Here is a 15,828-nt window from a genome sequence, read left to right on the forward strand (position 1 = left end):
TTTATGAACCCGTGAGCATAACCCCCCATTACCTTTTCGCACCTTCTCTTGTAATGACTATATCTTTTACAACACCTCTGCCTGGGATATCATAATCTTTACCGTCTATCTGAAGAGATACAGCATCAACGTTTCCCACCCATAAAAGGACTTTTTCTTTAACATCCCACCCTATACTTCTGCCTTCTGATAGTATAGCAGAAAACAGCACCCTACCGTCCACTGTTACCTGCATCCATACATCCTTTTTTGCCCGCAGCCTGACCTTAAAAAATTGAACCTGCGGAATAACCGCCTTTGGCACCTGCACTTCTTGTTTAATTTTTGTTTTTGCCTGTCTTTTGAAGTTTATCCTGGGAATAAAAACTACTGAACCCCATAAAATAAATCCTAAAATTATTACGCTTATAATTCCTAAGAATATCGGTTTAAATTTAATTCTTTTTTTACCTGATTCTATTTTTATTTTTAAAGAGTCCTGTTTTATAACTATCTCCTGTTTTAAAAGATGTGAGGTTTTTTTGAATTCGTCAAAGATGACTTCTGATGGAATTTTTAAAAAATCTGCAAGTTTTTTTATATAACTTTTTATATAAACCCACTCTAAAATATTTTCCACTGTTCCATCTTCTATCGCAGCAATAATTTTTACAGGTATCTTCGTCTTATGAGAAACTTCCTCTTGTGAAACATTTAAGAGTACTCTTTTATCCCTTATTTTCTGACACAATGTTTTCATCTTTACCTTTTTTTTCTACCTGTCCGGCGGGAATATCAACAAGTATTTCTCTGGGTTTTGAACCCCTGTAAGGACCAACAATCCCCCTTTCTTCCATAAGGTCTATAAGACGAGCAGCCCTTTGGTAACTCAGTCTCATCTTTCTCTGTAAAACAGAAACAGAAGCTGTTCCTGTAGATAATACAATCTGTAATCCATCATCATACAACTCATCATCGGCAACAGAACCCGCAAAGAGATGTTTGTCAGACCTTATTGAATTTAATAATGTCTGTTCGTAGGAAGGTTGTGTTTGTGATTTTACAAAACCTACAAGTCTTTGGACCTCCTCGTCATTTACAAGTGAGCCCTGTGCTCTTATGGGTTTTGAGGTTCCGGGTCTTAAAAATAACAGGTCTCCTTTGCCAAGCAATTTCTCTGCGCCATTCATATCAAGAACAGTTCTTGAATCAACTTTGGATGAGACCTGAAATGATATTCTTGCAGGACAGTTTGCCTTAATAACACCCGTTATAACATCAACACTCGGTCTTTGTGTTGCAACTATAAGATGTATTCCCACTGCCCTTGATAACTGCGTCAAACGTTGTATAGCGGCCTCAACCTCATCTTTGACAGTCATCATAAGATCTGCCAGTTCGTCTATAACAACCACTATAAACGGAATCCGTTTGTATTCTAAACCATTTTTTGATTGTAATTGTTTTCCTGATATTTTACTGTTATACATTTCTATGTCCCTTGCACCAACATTGGAAAATATTTTAAATCTTCTTTCCATTTCCTGAACCAACCACATAAGTGCAATTGATGTTTTTTTTGCATCTATAAGAACAGGACATAAAAGATGAGGAAGGTTGTTAAACATACTCATCTCAACCATCTTCGGGTCAATAAGAAGAAATTTTAAATCTCTGGGGTGAATCCTGAATATAAAAGAGGATATAAGTGAGTTTATGCACACAGTTTTTCCAGAACCGGTTGTTCCTGCAATAAGAAGATGAGGCATATCTATAAGGTCCGATACAACAGACTTTCCTGCAATATCTTTACCCAGTGCAAGCGGAAGTTTGGCGCCTGTGCTTTTGAACTCTGAACTTTCAAGTATGTCTCTTAAATATACTAAAGTAGACTGTGTGTTAGGTAATTCAATGCCTACTGTTGATTTACCAGGAATCGGGGCAACAATCCTTACACTCTCAGCCTTCATATTAAGAGCAATATCATCACAAAGCTGAACAATCCTGCTTACCTTTACGCCTGATGCAGGCTGGATTTGATAAAGCGTGATAACAGGACCTCTGTCAACCTGGACAACCTTTACTTCTACTGCAAAGTCTTTCAGTGTATCTTCAAGAATCTGTGCATTTTTCTTTAAATCTTCTTCTATTTTTCTTTGCTCTATAGGAGGAGGGATATCAAACAGATCTATGGGCGGAAAGATATAATCAGGCTTTTTATCCTGTTTTTCTTCTCTTACATCTTCTGGCCTTGATGCTACGGGTTGTAAGGGGCGTTTTTTAAAGTGAAAACCACTGTCTATTTTCACAGAAGTTCTGACGGGCCGGACAAATTTTGTTTTTATTCCCGTCATTTTTAGATTCTTTTCAAAGATAGGTTTTTTATCCTGCGTTAAAATCCTTAGGTTCCACCAATCTTTTATTCGGACAAACACAGATGCAATCAACACCTCAGTTATTAGAACCACAGACAAAATTCCTACAACAGACAAAATGAGCAAGCCCCCCAATGTTCCTGTAAAAGAGATAAGAGCATTAGATATCAGTAGACCTAAAAAACCGGTTAAATTAAACTTATTTGAACCTAACCATATACCTAAAATCCCGCAGACTGAAAATATGAGAAGCAAAATCCCTATAATTTTATCACAAGGCCTCTGGATGTTTTTCCTGACAAAATAATTAAGTCCCACATAAAATAAAAATAAAGGGATGAGAAACGACGAGATGCCGAACAAGAAAAATAGGACACCCGAAAGATATGCGCCGAATATACCGACAAAGTTCTTTGCAGGCATATTTGGCTGTGAAGAATAAAATGGTATGTCCTGTGGTGTCCAAGATATTAAACTTGCCATAATAAGAATAGAAACGGCAATAATAACAACACCCTTAATTTCACTTATATGTTCTTGTTTCATATTAAAATGTAGGTCCCAGCAATAATACAATATATTCCAAACCATTCAAACTTTTGTTTCTGAACAGCCTTCCATAATATCCAGAGTGCTAAAATACCTGATAAAAAAGATGTTATAAATCCCAAAAAGACTGGTAATAATCCGGCTTGATCTGTTATCTGTTGTATATCATTTATTTTAACAATATTTGCTGCTACAACAGCAGGAATACTTAATAACATTGAGAATCTTATAGCCTGTTGTTTTTCTATACCTGAAAATATAGCACAGGATATAGTAGAACCACTCCTTGATATGCCGGGTAAAACTGCAACTCCCTGTGAAAATCCTATCCATACCGCTTCCTTAAAACCAACACTATTTTTAAAAGTCCTACTTTTTTTAAACTTAAGATATAAACTTGCTGATATAAGAACCATTCCGTTTATTAGCCACATCCATCCAACAAACCTGATGTTTTCAAATAAATTTTCAAGATATCCATGCAAGAATAAACCCAATACGCCTGTGGGGAGCATAGATATAAATATCATATAAATTGTCTTTCTGTTTTTATTAAATAATGCAATAATGTCTTTATAAAAAAATATCAGTATTGAAAAAATAGTTCCTAAATGTAAAAGAACATTAAGCGCAAACCCTGCCTGCCTTAGATTAAACATTTGCTGGACAACTACTAGATGACCGGAGCTTGAAATAGGTAAAAACTCAGTAAGTCCCTGTATAACTCCTAAAAAAACTGCATCTATTATTCTCAATACCTACTCCTTCACTATCTGTATTATTTTCCTGAAACAATGCCTTCTGTAACCTTACAAAAGTCTATGCTGGTAAGACAAAGTCCCTTTGCAGGAGCAGTGGGCCCTGCAAAAAACCTATCCTTAGAATCAAGTATCTTTTTCATACTGCCTTGCGGTAATTTTCCCCTTCCTATATCAATAAGTGTGCCAACGATGTTTCTTACCATATTATATAAAAATCCATTGGCACTGATTTGTATATAAATTTTATCCCCCCTTTTCCTGACACTTGCAGCAGTTATTGTTCTTATACCTAACCTTTCCTTTTTATCTTTTGCCTGAAAACACTTAAAGTCGTGTTTCCCTATAATAAACTTTATCTCTTTTTGCATTCTTCTTACATTCAGGTGATATGGAATAAAACAGCAGTACATTCTTTGTATAACGGGTCTTACACTTCTGTTGACAATTGTGTATGTATATGTCCTTATTGAGGGTAAGAACCTTGAATTAAAATCACGCCCAACCTGTCTACACTGAACAATAGCAACATCTTCCGGCAGGTATGAATTGATTGCTTTTAAAATCTTAAAGTCTGAAAAATGTGTATCAACATCAAAATGCGCATACTGTGCCAGAGAATGAACACCTGAATCTGTTCTACCTGATGAATAAACCTTAACCCTCGTATTGAATAACTTAAATATAGCACCTTCAACAACCTGTTGAATGCTGGGCTTTTTTGATTTTTTGATGTCCTGCGCCTGCCAACCGCAGTATGAAGTTCCGTCATATTCTATTTGGACAAGAAATCTTCTGGACACAGGCTCATAATCTCCTGGTTTGCATTAAATTTAAAAGCCCGAGAATAAAACCTACTATAAGAAATGCACCTGGTGGAAGTATCATAGCAATTACAGGACTTGTTTCTAAAAATGGTATAGAAAAAACAAATGATGTGCCGCTTAACAGTGTCCCGCTTCCCAATACTTCACGGATACCTCCTATCAGTGTTGTGGCAAAAAGAAATCCTGTTCCCATGCCCACTGCATCCCAGAAAGAATAAAAAACAGTATTCTTTGATGCAAATGCCTCTACTCTTCCAAGGATTATACAGTTGACAACCATAATATCTATAAAAAGACCTAATTTATTATAGATTTCGAAGAAGTATGCCATAAGAATCATCTTTGTAATCGTGACAAATGTTGCAATCACAACAATATAACAGGGGATCCTTATCTGTTCGGGTATAATGCCTTTTAAGAGTGATATAATCACGCTGGAACATATAAGAACAAATATTGCCGCAAGACCCATACTGAAACCGCTTAAAACAGATGTTGTTACAGCAAGCGCAGGACACAGTCCGAGCATAAGCCTAAAAACAGGATTTTCAATGCACAAACCGTTCCAGAGGCAGCTTTTTACGCAGAGTTTTTCAGCCATCGTTTTCTCCTTGCAATCAATATAAAATTAAAAACAATTGCAACTAAAAACAGGATGCCAAGCAGGGTAAGAATCTTAAGTTTTCCTTTATCTAGCGGATGTTGCCTTTCTGTAGAATCTGAAATTATATCTATTTCATTGCTATGTATATCTATCTGACCGCCATGTTTTGGACATGCCCTGTTAAAGAAACCCTTCACAAGAACAATAGTTCCTGTCCTGTTGTATGAACCACCCTGTAAATAAACATCAAGAGATTCTGTCCATATACCCATAGCACCTGTTTCATCCAGAACATTAAACCACACACCATCTTTTCTTTTCATTACATTGCCTATAACCTCACCCCTGACAATGACCTCTTGACCATCATAAACCCAGGGTGTATTAAGAAGGTCCTTAATCTGTATTTGTTGAGAAAAGACGGCGGAAAAGTAAAACAAACAAATTACGAAAGATAATAATAGATTACGATTCTTTGGGCGCAATGATAAGGACATATTCTCCTTTTAAGTCTCTGTTTTTACATATCTGTAAGACATCTTCAATCTTTCCTCTTATATATTCTTCAAACATCTTTGTTATTTCTTTTACAAGAACTATATTTCTTAAAGGAACAAGATCAGCCAAATCTTCAAGTGAAAACTTACTATCGGTGTCCCTATATTGTAGTGCCGCAATAAAATGGATGTCCGCCGTGTATCTTCAGCGGCAATAAGAAAAACACTTTTAAGAACTTCAACTGCCCTGAATGTAATATCAGAAAGATTGCCGATAGACGTTGAAACAACATAGAGTTTTCCTTTGAGCGCTAAAACTGGTGCTCTGGTGTTCTGGTGCTCTGGTGCTCTGGTGTTCTGGCACCAGCTGCTTACTTTGCATTGTGATTTTTCTATTCCTACACATCAAATATTACCCTTGCCTGATAACCTGCGCCTGTTTTTTTAATATACAGGTTATGATATGTAACTGCCTTTACAGAAGTTTTTAACCTCCGTCTTGATGTTTCAAATGGTTCTGCTTTTAGTGCAGAAGAAATAGACCACCTACTAGCCGTCTTTTTTATATCTTCAATAGTTATATCTTTAAAAGCCATCTCTTGTGTTTCAGATATATATACGATCTCCTGAAGAAACCGGACAAGCAAAAACTCTAAATTATCTTCTTCTACCAATATTTTTATTTCCAGTAAAGGCTTTATTTTTTTTATATCAGCAAGTATCTGAAAAAGCCCCAGGGCGGCATTCTTAAAAAGGCTTTTTAAGTCTTTTCCGTTTAAGATAAGCCCGATATCTGCTGTATGTTCTATAAGCTCTATTCCACTGTTCTGTTCCTTCCTCAACTTCACCCCGCTCCCTTACTTAAAGGGCTGGGCCACCCTGCTCTCCGTTCTGCTGAAGAGCTGAATTCTCATTATCCTTTGCCGCAAGTATTGATAGGTTTGCTACACTGTCACTTTCATTAAGTTTTATTATTTTTATACCCTGAGTAGATCTACCAATTGTTCTTATATCCTTTGCTGGGGTTCTTACCATCATACCCTCCTGCGTAATTATCATAAGTTCATCATCTTCTTGGACAGCCTTAACCCCTATAACACTTCCGTTTTTCTGTGTGCATTTTATATTTATTATGCCTTTGCCACCTCTTCTCTGTTTCCTGTAGGCATCTATTGAAGTGCACTTGCCAAGCCCATTTTCAGTTATCGTAAAAATAAGGGCCCCTGTGCCTACAACCTCCATTGCTATCACACTGTCTTCGTTGGACAGCCTTATTCCTCTGACACCAGTAGCTGTTCTTCCCACAGCACGGATGCACTCTTCACTAAATCTTATTGCCTTTCCCTGTTTTGTCGCAAAAAATATATCACTTTTCCCATCTGTAATCTGACAGGCAACAAGTTTATCCCCTTCACGAATATTTATAGCAACAATCCCTGCTTTTTTGGGATGTGAATATACAGAAAGTGTGGTCTTTTTTATAATTCCTTTTTGTGTTGCCATAACAAGATACTTATTTTCTTCAAACTTCCTTACAACAAGAAGCGAGCTTATCTTTTCTGACTGCTCAATTTCAAGACAGTTGACTATTGCTCTTCCCTTTGCCTGTCTTGAGGCTTGCGGCAATTCAAATACTTTAAGCCAGTACACCTTTCCTTTATCTGTAAAAAACAACATATAGTCATGCGTGCTTGCAATAAAAAGATGCTCTATAAAATCCTCTTCTTTTAATTCACCTGCAGAAACACCTTTCCCACCCCTTTTCTGTTTCCTGTATGTACTTACAGGAAGCCTTTTTATATAACCGATATGGGATATTGTAACAACCATATCTTCTTCTGCAATTAAATCCTCTGTTTCAAGTTCCTCTGCTTTAAGAACAATCTGTGTTCTTCTTTCATCACCATATTTTTCTTTTAATGTCATTACCTCCTGTTTTATAATCTGAAGAATTTTTTTTACACTGGCAAGTATGCCTTTATAGATTTCTATCTGTTTTATAATTTCAAGATATTCATCGTCTGTTTTTTTCCTTTCAAGAGAGGTAAGTCTTTGAAGTTGCATCTCAAGTATTGCCTGAGTCTGTTTGTCAGAAAAAGAGAATTTTTTAATTAAAGCCTGTTTTGCAATTTCAGGGTTCTCACTTTTTTTAATAATACTTATAATTGCATCAAGGTTATCAACAGCAATCTTAAATCCTTCTAATATGTGTGCCCTGTTTTGTGCTTTATCAAGTTCAAACTGTGTTCTTTTTGTAACAATCTCTTTTCTGTATTTTACATATTCCTGAAGTATTTCTTTGATATTTAAAACACGGGGCTTCCCGTCAACAAGTTCAAGCATTATAACACCAAAAGTGGTCTGCATCTGTGTATGTTTGTACAACTGGTTTAATATAACCCTTGAGTTTTGATCCCTTTTTAACTCAACAACTATACGGACACCTTCTCTGTCTGTCTCATCACGGACATCACTTATGCCCTCTATCTTTTTATTCTGGACAAGGTCTGCTATTGCCTGTATAAGGTTTGTTTTATTTACCTGGTATGGAATCTCGGTAATTACAATAGATTCCCTGCCTGATTTTTGCTGTTCAATATTTGCCCTTGCCGATAGTTTTATGGAACCTCTTCCTGTTGTAAATGCCTGTTTTATACCTTCTGCCCCAAGTATTATTCCACCTGTGGGGAAATCAGGCCCTTTTATAAATCTCATTAAATCCTTAATTTCACAATCAGGATTATCTATAAGAGATGTAATTGCATCTACAACTTCTGAAAGATTATGAGGAGGAATGTTTGTTGCCATACCAACGGCAATACCAGATGAGCCGTTTACTAAAAGATTTGGAAGTATGGAAGGAAGAACAAGTGGTTCTTTTAATGATTCATCAAAGTTTGGACCAAATGCAACGGTATCTTTGTCTAAATCCTGAAGCACTGTGTCCGATATTGAAGCAAGACGAGCCTCTGTGTATCTCATTGCAGCCGGTGGGTCCCCATCTATTGAACCAAAGTTCCCCTGCCCATCCACAAGAGGATACCTCATTGAAAAATCCTGTGCCATTCTTACAAGTGTTTCATAAAGCGCTGCATCGCCATGCGGATGATATCTACCCATTGTATCACCCACTATACGGGCAGACTTTTTATAGGGCTTATTGTGTTCTAAATTAAGGTCATTCTTCATACAATAAAGAAGCCTTCTCTGGACAGGCTTAAGACCATCTCTTACATCCGGAAGCGCTCTGCCGATAATAACACTCATTGCATACCTCAGATAAGCAGACTTCATCTCTTCCTCTACCGGAACCTGCAATATCTTTTCATTTCTTGCATATAATGCTTCATTGTTTGACATATTTTAATTTTTCCTTCCTATTTTATATTATTCATTAGTAAAAACTTATCCGCTATTGCCGATGAAACTATTATATCAAGATATACCCCCTCTTGTAAATCCTGTCTTGAATAAACATTCCCTTCTGAATATGCTAAACTTAATAAGTCCTGTCTTTCTCTCGGTATTGTAATTTTAATTCTCTGAAAATATTTTGACAACATCTGTTCAATTTTTTCTAACATAATTCCAATACCATTCCCATGAAGCGCAGATATAACAACCGACTGCGGATACAAATCTTTTAGCCTTTTTATTCTTGCGGGTGTATCAAGAAGATCTACCTTGTTCAAACAAAGAAGCTGTGGCTTTTCAGATACATTCAATTCCTTTAAAACATCTGTTACTGCCTCTATATACCTGAAAGCACGGGGATGGCTAACATCAACTATATGTAGTATAAGGTCTGATTCTTCTGTTTCTTCAAGCGTGGCTTTAAATGCATCTATAAGATGATGTGGAAGACGGTGAAGAAAACCAACCGTGTCAAGTATAACAACCTTGCAACCGTTGGGAAGTTTTAACTCCCTTGCCAGAGGATCCAGAGTGCTAAACATTCTGTCATCCACATATGCGCCAGAATGTGTAAGTGTGTTATGAAGTACAGATTTTCCTGCATTTGTATAACCGACAAGCGCAATACTTGGAAGATTATGTTTTTTCCTGTGTTTCCTTGAAAGAAGTCTGTGCTTTTTAATATCTTCTAAACTGCTTTTAAGGCGGCCTATTTTCTGTCTTATCTTCCTTCTATCTGTTTCAAGTTTTGTTTCACCCGGACCACGCGTTCCTATACCTCCTCCAAGCCTTGAAAGCATTATACCTTTGCCTGAAAGTCTCGGGAGAAGATACTGCACCTGGGCAAGTTCAACCTGAATCTTACCCTCATTTGTATGGGCCCTTTGTGCAAATATATCAAGTATAAGTTGTGTTCTGTCTATTACCTTAGACCCAAAAGCCAATTCAAGATTTCTTTGCTGTGTCCCAGAAAGGTCCTCACTAAATATTAAAACATCTGCACCCCTTATATATGAAGAATGGATAATCTCTTCAATCTTGCCTGTCCCAATATAAAACTTTGGATTTATTGTTGACTGCCTGCATATTATCTCACCTACAATAGAAACTCCGCTTGATAATACAAGTTGTCTGGTTTCTTCAACAATATCTGTAATATACCATCTTTCCTTGTCCTGTGTGTTTTCCACAATGACAAGAAAAGCCTTTTCGTTTGTCCGATAAATTTTCATATAATAGTTTTATCCTTGACATCTGTCGCCTGCGTTCCGTTCACCGTTCACCGTTCACCGTTCACCGAGATACCAGGGCACCAGTCACCTGTCGCCTATTGCCTATCACCAGTCACCATTTTTTCCACTACCTCCTGTCCCCTGTATTCCGTATATTGCATTCCATAAAAGATACTTACGACGATATACGAACAACGGCTTTTCCCTGTCACCTGTCATCTGTCTCCTGCTGTAAAGCTAAAAATCTGGTTTGCTATATCCTCAGACGCTTTATCTTCTACATCTATCCATTTTATATTTTTATTTTTTTTAAACCATGTCATCTGCCTTTTTGCATATCTTCTTGTGTTTCTTTGAACAAGAGAAATTGTATCTTCCAGAGAAATGTTTTTCTTTAAACAGTCTATCACCTCTTTATAACCGAGAGCCTTGCTTGATGTCCAACTCATTTTATTTTGAGAAAGATTTTTTACCTCTCTCACAAGCCCCATGTCAAACATATTCACAACCCTTTTGTTTATCCTGTTATACAATTTTTGCCTTTCCATTGTAAGCCCAAACATTTTTACAGCATAATTGGAAATTATGCTTTCTGTTTTTTCTCTGTATCTTGATATTGCAATACCGGTAGCCTCAAATACCTCTAATGCCCTTACAATCCTTCTCAGGTTAAAGCCCTCAATCTTTGATGCAGCAACAGGGTCAACACTTTTTAACTTTTTAAACAGATACTCTATTCCCTTCCGGTCTTGCTCTTTTAAAATCCGAGCCCTTATTTCAGGAACCTGCGCAGGTGCACCGCAAAGGCCGTACACTATTGAATTTATATAAAGTCCGCTTCCACCAACAAATATCGGTATCTTATTATGGTTCTTTATTTTTTCAAGCGCAATTTGGACATAATAAATATATTTTGCAACATTAAAATCCTCTGAAGGTTTAATAATATCAATAAGATGGTGTGGTGCTGTTGACAGTATCTCTTTTGATGCCTTGCCTGTTCCTATATCCATTCCTTTATATACCTGCATAGAATCACAAGAGATGATTTCTGAGGGAATAGTTTTGGAAAGTTCAACTGCAACATCTGACTTGCCAGTACCGGTAGGACCAACAATAAATATTGCCCTATTCATATAACAATGCTACCCTGGCAATATCTTTCCTGTAATACATATTTTCAAAACTTATCATAGAAACTGCATTATACACATTTTTTATAGCACTTTTTATATTTTTCCCCATTGCGGTTATGCTTATAACTCTTCCGCTATCTGTTATTATATTCCCGTTATTAAATTTTGTTCCTGAGTGAAAGAGATGGACATTTCTCATCTTTGAAACCTTGTCAAGTCCGTAAATTATTTTGCCCTTTTCATAATCTCCAGGGTATCCTCTTGATGAGACTACAACACATACACAAGACTGTTCTTTCCATTTTAATGTTGTTTGCAAAATCTTTCCTTCACAAACAGATAGCATTGCATCAACAATATCAGAATCAAGCCTCGGAAGTATTGACTGCGCCTCAGGGTCTCCGAACCTTACATTAAACTCAAGAACCTTTGGTCCTTCTGATGTAATCATAATCCCTGCATACAAAACCCCTCTGTATAGGTGTCCTTCTTTTTCCATTGCATAAACAGTTTTTTTTAATATCTTTTCCTCCATCTCTTTAATTATAGAGTCTGTCACAACAGGTGTTGGTGAATATGCACCCATACCACCTGTGTTTGGTCCTGTATCATTCTCGCCTATTCTTTTATGGTCCTGGGATGGAGCAAGAGAAATCACTGTTTTTCCATCTGTAAGAGCAAGTATTGATGCCTCCTGCCCCGTAAGACACTCTTCCACTATTATCTTTTCACCTGAAAAGCCAAATACCCTGTCCACTAAAATCATTTTAATTGATTGTTTTGCCTCCTGTTTTGTTTTTGCAATTAAAACACCTTTTCCTGCTGCAAGGCCATCTGCTTTTATAACAATGGGAAATTGAACACTTTCTACATAATGTAATGCCTTTTGATAGTCTTTAAAAATCTCTGCATTTGCGGTTGGTATATTATATTTTTTCATAAGAAGTTTTGAAAAAACCTTGCTTCCCTCAAGCTGGGATGCATCTTTTGAAGGGCCAAATACATTTATACCGATAGAAGAAATCCTGTCTGAAAGCCCTAAACACAGAGGCTTTTCAGGGCCAACGACAACAATATCTGGATTTGTCTTCTTTACAAATTCAAAAATCTCCCCTATATTATCTGCTTTTATATTCACACACTCTGCAATTGATGAAATTCCGGCATTGCCCGGCAGACACCATATCTTTTTTATCCTTGGACTCTGGCTTATCTTCCATACAATTGCATGCTCTCTTCCACCAGAACCGATCACAACTGCTTTCATATTCTCCTTACATCTTGTCTTGTCCTTTTACAAGATTTTACACATACACCGCATATAAACTGGTTTGTATATTTTAATCTTCTAAACTCTTGAAGTTTTTCAAAACAGGCTTTAAAATCAAAATCTTTCACATCTTTTTTTATAGCATGTGCAGGGCAAGACTCAATACAAGAAAAACACATCCTGCACCCATACATATACTTTTTTAATGATGTATCAACTGAAAGTGGCATATTGGTAAGAACAGTTACAAGCCGAACCTGTGAACCAAACTCCGGCGTTACAAGAAGGTTGGATCTTCCTATCCATCCCAAACCTGCCAGAACTGCCATTTTTTTATGAGAGAGATGCGCTTTTTGTTTTTCCCAATCTATTATCTGTGAGGCTGGAACAGGAAGAGATGAAAAGCCCTGGATATTTATCCAATTAGAAAGTCTTGTTGCAATGCTATCTAACAACATATTCAACTGTTTGTAATGATGATAATAAAGGTGGGTGGGATGATTTTTAATACCCGAAAGAATGCTATCGGATACTAAAACAGCAACGGAAATCGCAAAATCAAGATTTGTTAATGTTTGTTTATCAATAGAAAACTCTTTTTTAACATCTTTTATATTCGCAATTCCTGTAAGGACAGAGCCAAATTCTTTTGCTTTGTTTTTCAAAAATTTGGTGTTTTTCTTAAAAATATTCTCCACAAAATTAGTCTACTTTAAAACATAATTTTTATCAAGACTTCCTAACCCGTCCGTTTCCTGGCCTATCTTATCTACATTGCCATTCCGCCGTCTATCCGAATAATCTCACCTGTAAGATAATCTGAACCGGAACCTGAAAGAAAAAGCACCACTTCTGCAATATCCTCTGCCTTACCGAATCTGCCAGCAGGTATTACAGAGAGTATTTTATTTCTTATATCTTCCGTAAGTTTTGAGGTCATTACCGTTTCTATAAAACCAGGGGCAACTGCATTTACCTGTATGCCGCGTGAGGCAAACTCTTTTGCAGCAGTTTTTGTAAGCCCGATAAGACCTGCTTTTGATGCAGAATAGTTAGCCTGTCCAGGATTTCCCATCAGCCCTATTATGGATGCAACATTTATAATTTTACCAGACCTTTGTTTTAACATATAACGGGACACCGACCTTATACAATGAAATGCACCTTTAAGATTCACATTAAGAACAGCATCCCAGTCCTCGTCTTTCATTCTTAAAATAAGTGCATCTCGTGTAATACCTGCATTATTTACAAGAATATCTATCTTTTGAAATTTATCAATAATTTTATTTACACCTTCTTCAACCGACTCCTGATCTGTAACATCTATAACCAAACCCAAAACATTTTTCCCTGTTAAATCAGAAAGGGACTTTGCAGAGTCTGTTATTATTTTCTCATCTATATCACACAGGACAAGGCTTGCACCCTGTTTCCCAAGAGTTTTTGCAATCTCAAAACCAATCCCTCTTCCCGCACCAGTTATAAATGCAATTTTATTATTTAACATATTATTTTCCTATCTTCTTTCTCAAATTTAATTTAAGAACATTTCATACTTAAATTTATTTACCAACAACCGCTAACCACCAGGGTTTTTGACACAAACAAGAACGGGTTTTTCTTAAGACATTTGCCTATTTTTAATATATCTTATTGCGGACGGTATAGGTTATAGAACAGGAGGATTCAGGAGCAATATCCATACTAAACTCTACGGTAAAGGCGTCTTTCTTTTTATAGTTATGGTCAGCAGAGATAATCTCCAAATCGCTTCCTAAACGCTCAACAACCGAGATAGTAACCTTTTCCTTCTTGTGGTTTCTTATGCTGATCTCATATGTGTTCTGAAAGATATTATGGGCAATCTTCTTGTGTTCTATATGTTTTTTCTCACCCATTATATCAAAGGCATTGCCAATATAGAGTTTTACTTCTTCTGATTCAGGTGTATGAAGGATGCTGTCTTCTCCTATAAATTCTAAACCCGATTCTGTTTCTTGATAGACCTTCACCTTGCCAGCGGGTAAGGGCTTACCAAGCCGGGATTTCTCATCATTCTTAAACTGCAGAGTAACCTCTACAGGAGTTCTCAGAGACTCAACCCGGTGGTCATACCGCCAGTGCTCTTTCGCAGTCTCAAAAGTATATATCTTCTCAAAGGGTATGTCTTCGGAGGTTAAGAATAAAATCTGTTTTTGCTGATTGTTTTCTAATGTAGTCCTATGAGGTAGGGTATAGGTATGATATTCAAATAACTGCTGTTGTTCAAACTGGAGAGCGGCCATGTCTGCCATTTTCATCATCGCCATTTCTCTTATAATTCCTGGTGTTTCTTTTTCTCGTCTGAGCTCTCCGGCCACTAGTTTTAATGCAGCATCATTATAGGCAGCTCCGGAAGTATTATTTAAGGTAACCAATGCATCTAATTTTAAGAATTCTTCTTGGGGAGATATTGTCGCCTTATATTCAGCTGTCCAGTTAAGTCCCTTGGTCAGATAGGAAACCTCTGCTTTATGTTGGCCTTTTTTTTCGTTAACAATCTCCCAGACCAGCGTGGGACTGTCCACCAAGTCCTCGGGAAGAGCGGGAAACTCCATACTGCTTATATTCCCGCGTTCAACTACTGTAATAGCGCCGTCTTTTCTTCTTAAAATTATCTCCCTGTCACTGTAACTTAGAAGTTGGCCTAAATAGAGGCGGTTCTTTTCATCTAGAATTTGAATCTCTTGTTTTAAGTATTTTTGTAGAAGCCGGCTGACGCTTATCAGGTCATATTCAAAATCCTGCTCTTGAATCCAGACGCTCCCCGGATGTGTAAGGGATCTAAAATGGATACTCTCCCGCTCTATGAGCACCGGTATCTGGCTAAATCTTACCACATTTAACCCTTTTTCAAGGTCTAAATAACGCACATCCCGAACCAGGCCAAAATTTTGGTTGTAGACCGTAAGGCTTATATCTACTGGCTCTGCCCCAATTTGCCTACCAAGGAAAAGCAATAAACCCAAAAATATGCCGACCAGTAAAATGAACCTCTTCATTTTTACCTCCTGGTATAATCTTCACCCTAGACATCCTAGAGCGAATTGGTTAGTAATATGTTAAAATGTTTTTGTGTTTAACCCAAGTTCTTTTTTTAGCAAGGATGACAGCCCGCAAACCTCCGTATGGAGCCGATTTATAT

General features: G+C 37.0%; 14 protein-coding genes. All 14 read right to left on the minus strand.

Annotation, left to right across the window (positions count from 1 at the left end):
* Window positions 1-28: 28 nt before the first annotated feature.
* Complete coding sequence (locus B9J78_03920; GenBank protein ID MBA2124065.1) at window positions 29-739, minus strand: hypothetical protein; 711 nt, start codon at window positions 737-739, stop codon at window positions 29-31.
* Window positions 708-2,945 carry a hypothetical protein gene (locus B9J78_03925; GenBank protein MBA2124066.1) on the minus strand — a complete coding sequence of 746 codons (2,238 nt, stop codon included), beginning with the start codon at window positions 2,943-2,945 and terminating at the stop codon, window positions 708-710. Before B9J78_03925 ends, B9J78_03920 begins: the two co-directional genes overlap by 32 nt.
* On the minus strand, window positions 2,897-3,658 hold the full coding sequence (locus tag B9J78_03930; GenBank protein ID MBA2124067.1) for a hypothetical protein: 762 nt from the start codon (window positions 3,656-3,658) through the stop codon (window positions 2,897-2,899). Before B9J78_03930 ends, B9J78_03925 begins: the two co-directional genes overlap by 49 nt.
* Window positions 3,659-3,681: 23 nt before the next feature.
* Window positions 3,682-4,464 (minus strand): tRNA pseudouridine(38-40) synthase TruA, encoded by a 783-nt coding sequence (locus tag B9J78_03935; GenBank protein MBA2124068.1) that lies wholly within the window; start codon window positions 4,462-4,464, stop codon window positions 3,682-3,684.
* 4 nt (window positions 4,465-4,468) lie between these two features.
* Complete coding sequence (locus B9J78_03940) at window positions 4,469-5,089, minus strand: electron transport complex subunit RsxE (protein ID MBA2124069.1); 621 nt, start codon at window positions 5,087-5,089, stop codon at window positions 4,469-4,471.
* Entirely contained in the window at window positions 5,068-5,532 is a 465-nt protein-coding gene (locus B9J78_03945; GenBank protein MBA2124070.1) for a hypothetical protein, read from the minus strand. The genes B9J78_03940 and B9J78_03945 overlap by 22 nt, the downstream gene beginning before the upstream one ends.
* Before the next feature lie 455 nt (window positions 5,533-5,987).
* The gene (locus B9J78_03950) at window positions 5,988-6,437 is read right to left on the minus strand and encodes a hypothetical protein (GenBank protein ID MBA2124071.1); all 450 of its coding nucleotides are present in this window, start codon (window positions 6,435-6,437) and stop codon (window positions 5,988-5,990) included.
* 13 nt (window positions 6,438-6,450) lie between these two features.
* Window positions 6,451-8,949, minus strand: a complete 2,499-nt coding sequence (locus B9J78_03955; protein MBA2124072.1) for a DNA gyrase subunit A — start codon at window positions 8,947-8,949, stop codon at window positions 6,451-6,453.
* Window positions 8,950-8,966: 17 nt separating this feature from the next.
* A complete protein-coding gene (locus B9J78_03960) occupies window positions 8,967-10,235 on the minus strand; it encodes a GTPase HflX (GenBank protein MBA2124073.1) in 1,269 nt (422 codons plus the stop codon).
* 215 nt (window positions 10,236-10,450) lie between these two features.
* Window positions 10,451-11,371 (minus strand): tRNA (adenosine(37)-N6)-dimethylallyltransferase MiaA, encoded by a 921-nt coding sequence (locus B9J78_03965; GenBank protein MBA2124074.1) that lies wholly within the window; start codon window positions 11,369-11,371, stop codon window positions 10,451-10,453.
* Window positions 11,364-12,638: a phosphoribosylamine--glycine ligase gene (locus B9J78_03970; protein MBA2124075.1), complete on the minus strand. Its 1,275-nt coding sequence runs from the start codon at window positions 12,636-12,638 to the stop codon at window positions 11,364-11,366. Before B9J78_03970 ends, B9J78_03965 begins: the two co-directional genes overlap by 8 nt.
* A complete protein-coding gene (locus tag B9J78_03975) occupies window positions 12,635-13,330 on the minus strand; it encodes a hypothetical protein (protein MBA2124076.1) in 696 nt (231 codons plus the stop codon). The genes B9J78_03970 and B9J78_03975 overlap by 4 nt, the downstream gene beginning before the upstream one ends.
* A gap of 80 nt (window positions 13,331-13,410) precedes the next feature.
* On the minus strand, window positions 13,411-14,151 hold the full coding sequence (locus B9J78_03980; protein MBA2124077.1) for a 3-oxoacyl-[acyl-carrier-protein] reductase: 741 nt from the start codon (window positions 14,149-14,151) through the stop codon (window positions 13,411-13,413).
* 133 nt (window positions 14,152-14,284) lie between these two features.
* Window positions 14,285-15,685, minus strand: a complete 1,401-nt coding sequence (locus B9J78_03985) for a hypothetical protein (protein ID MBA2124078.1) — start codon at window positions 15,683-15,685, stop codon at window positions 14,285-14,287.
* Window positions 15,686-15,828: the final 143 nt, after the last annotated feature.

The organism is bacterium Unc6, assembly GCA_013626165.1.
GTDB lineage: Bacteria > Omnitrophota > Gorgyraeia > Velesiimonadales > Velesiimonadaceae > Velesiimonas > Velesiimonas alkalicola.

Coding starts and splice junctions, on each gene's coding strand:
- B9J78_03920 (MBA2124065.1), bottom strand. CDS start 739: ATGAAAACATTGTGTCAGAAAATAAGGGATAAAAGAGTACTCTTAAAT.
- B9J78_03965 (MBA2124074.1), bottom strand. CDS start 11,371: ATGAATAGGGCAATATTTATTGTTGGTCCTACCGGTACTGGCAAGTCA.
- B9J78_03955 (MBA2124072.1), bottom strand. CDS start 8,949: ATGTCAAACAATGAAGCATTATATGCAAGAAATGAAAAGATATTGCAG.
- B9J78_03940 (MBA2124069.1), bottom strand. CDS start 5,089: ATGGCTGAAAAACTCTGCGTAAAAAGCTGCCTCTGGAACGGTTTGTGC.
- B9J78_03925 (MBA2124066.1), bottom strand. CDS start 2,945: ATGGTTTGGAATATATTGTATTATTGCTGGGACCTACATTTTAATATG.
- B9J78_03970 (MBA2124075.1), bottom strand. CDS start 12,638: ATGAAAGCAGTTGTGATCGGTTCTGGTGGAAGAGAGCATGCAATTGTA.
- B9J78_03985 (MBA2124078.1), bottom strand. CDS start 15,685: ATGAAGAGGTTCATTTTACTGGTCGGCATATTTTTGGGTTTATTGCTT.
- B9J78_03960 (MBA2124073.1), bottom strand. CDS start 10,235: ATGAAAATTTATCGGACAAACGAAAAGGCTTTTCTTGTCATTGTGGAA.
- B9J78_03980 (MBA2124077.1), bottom strand. CDS start 14,151: ATGTTAAATAATAAAATTGCATTTATAACTGGTGCGGGAAGAGGGATT.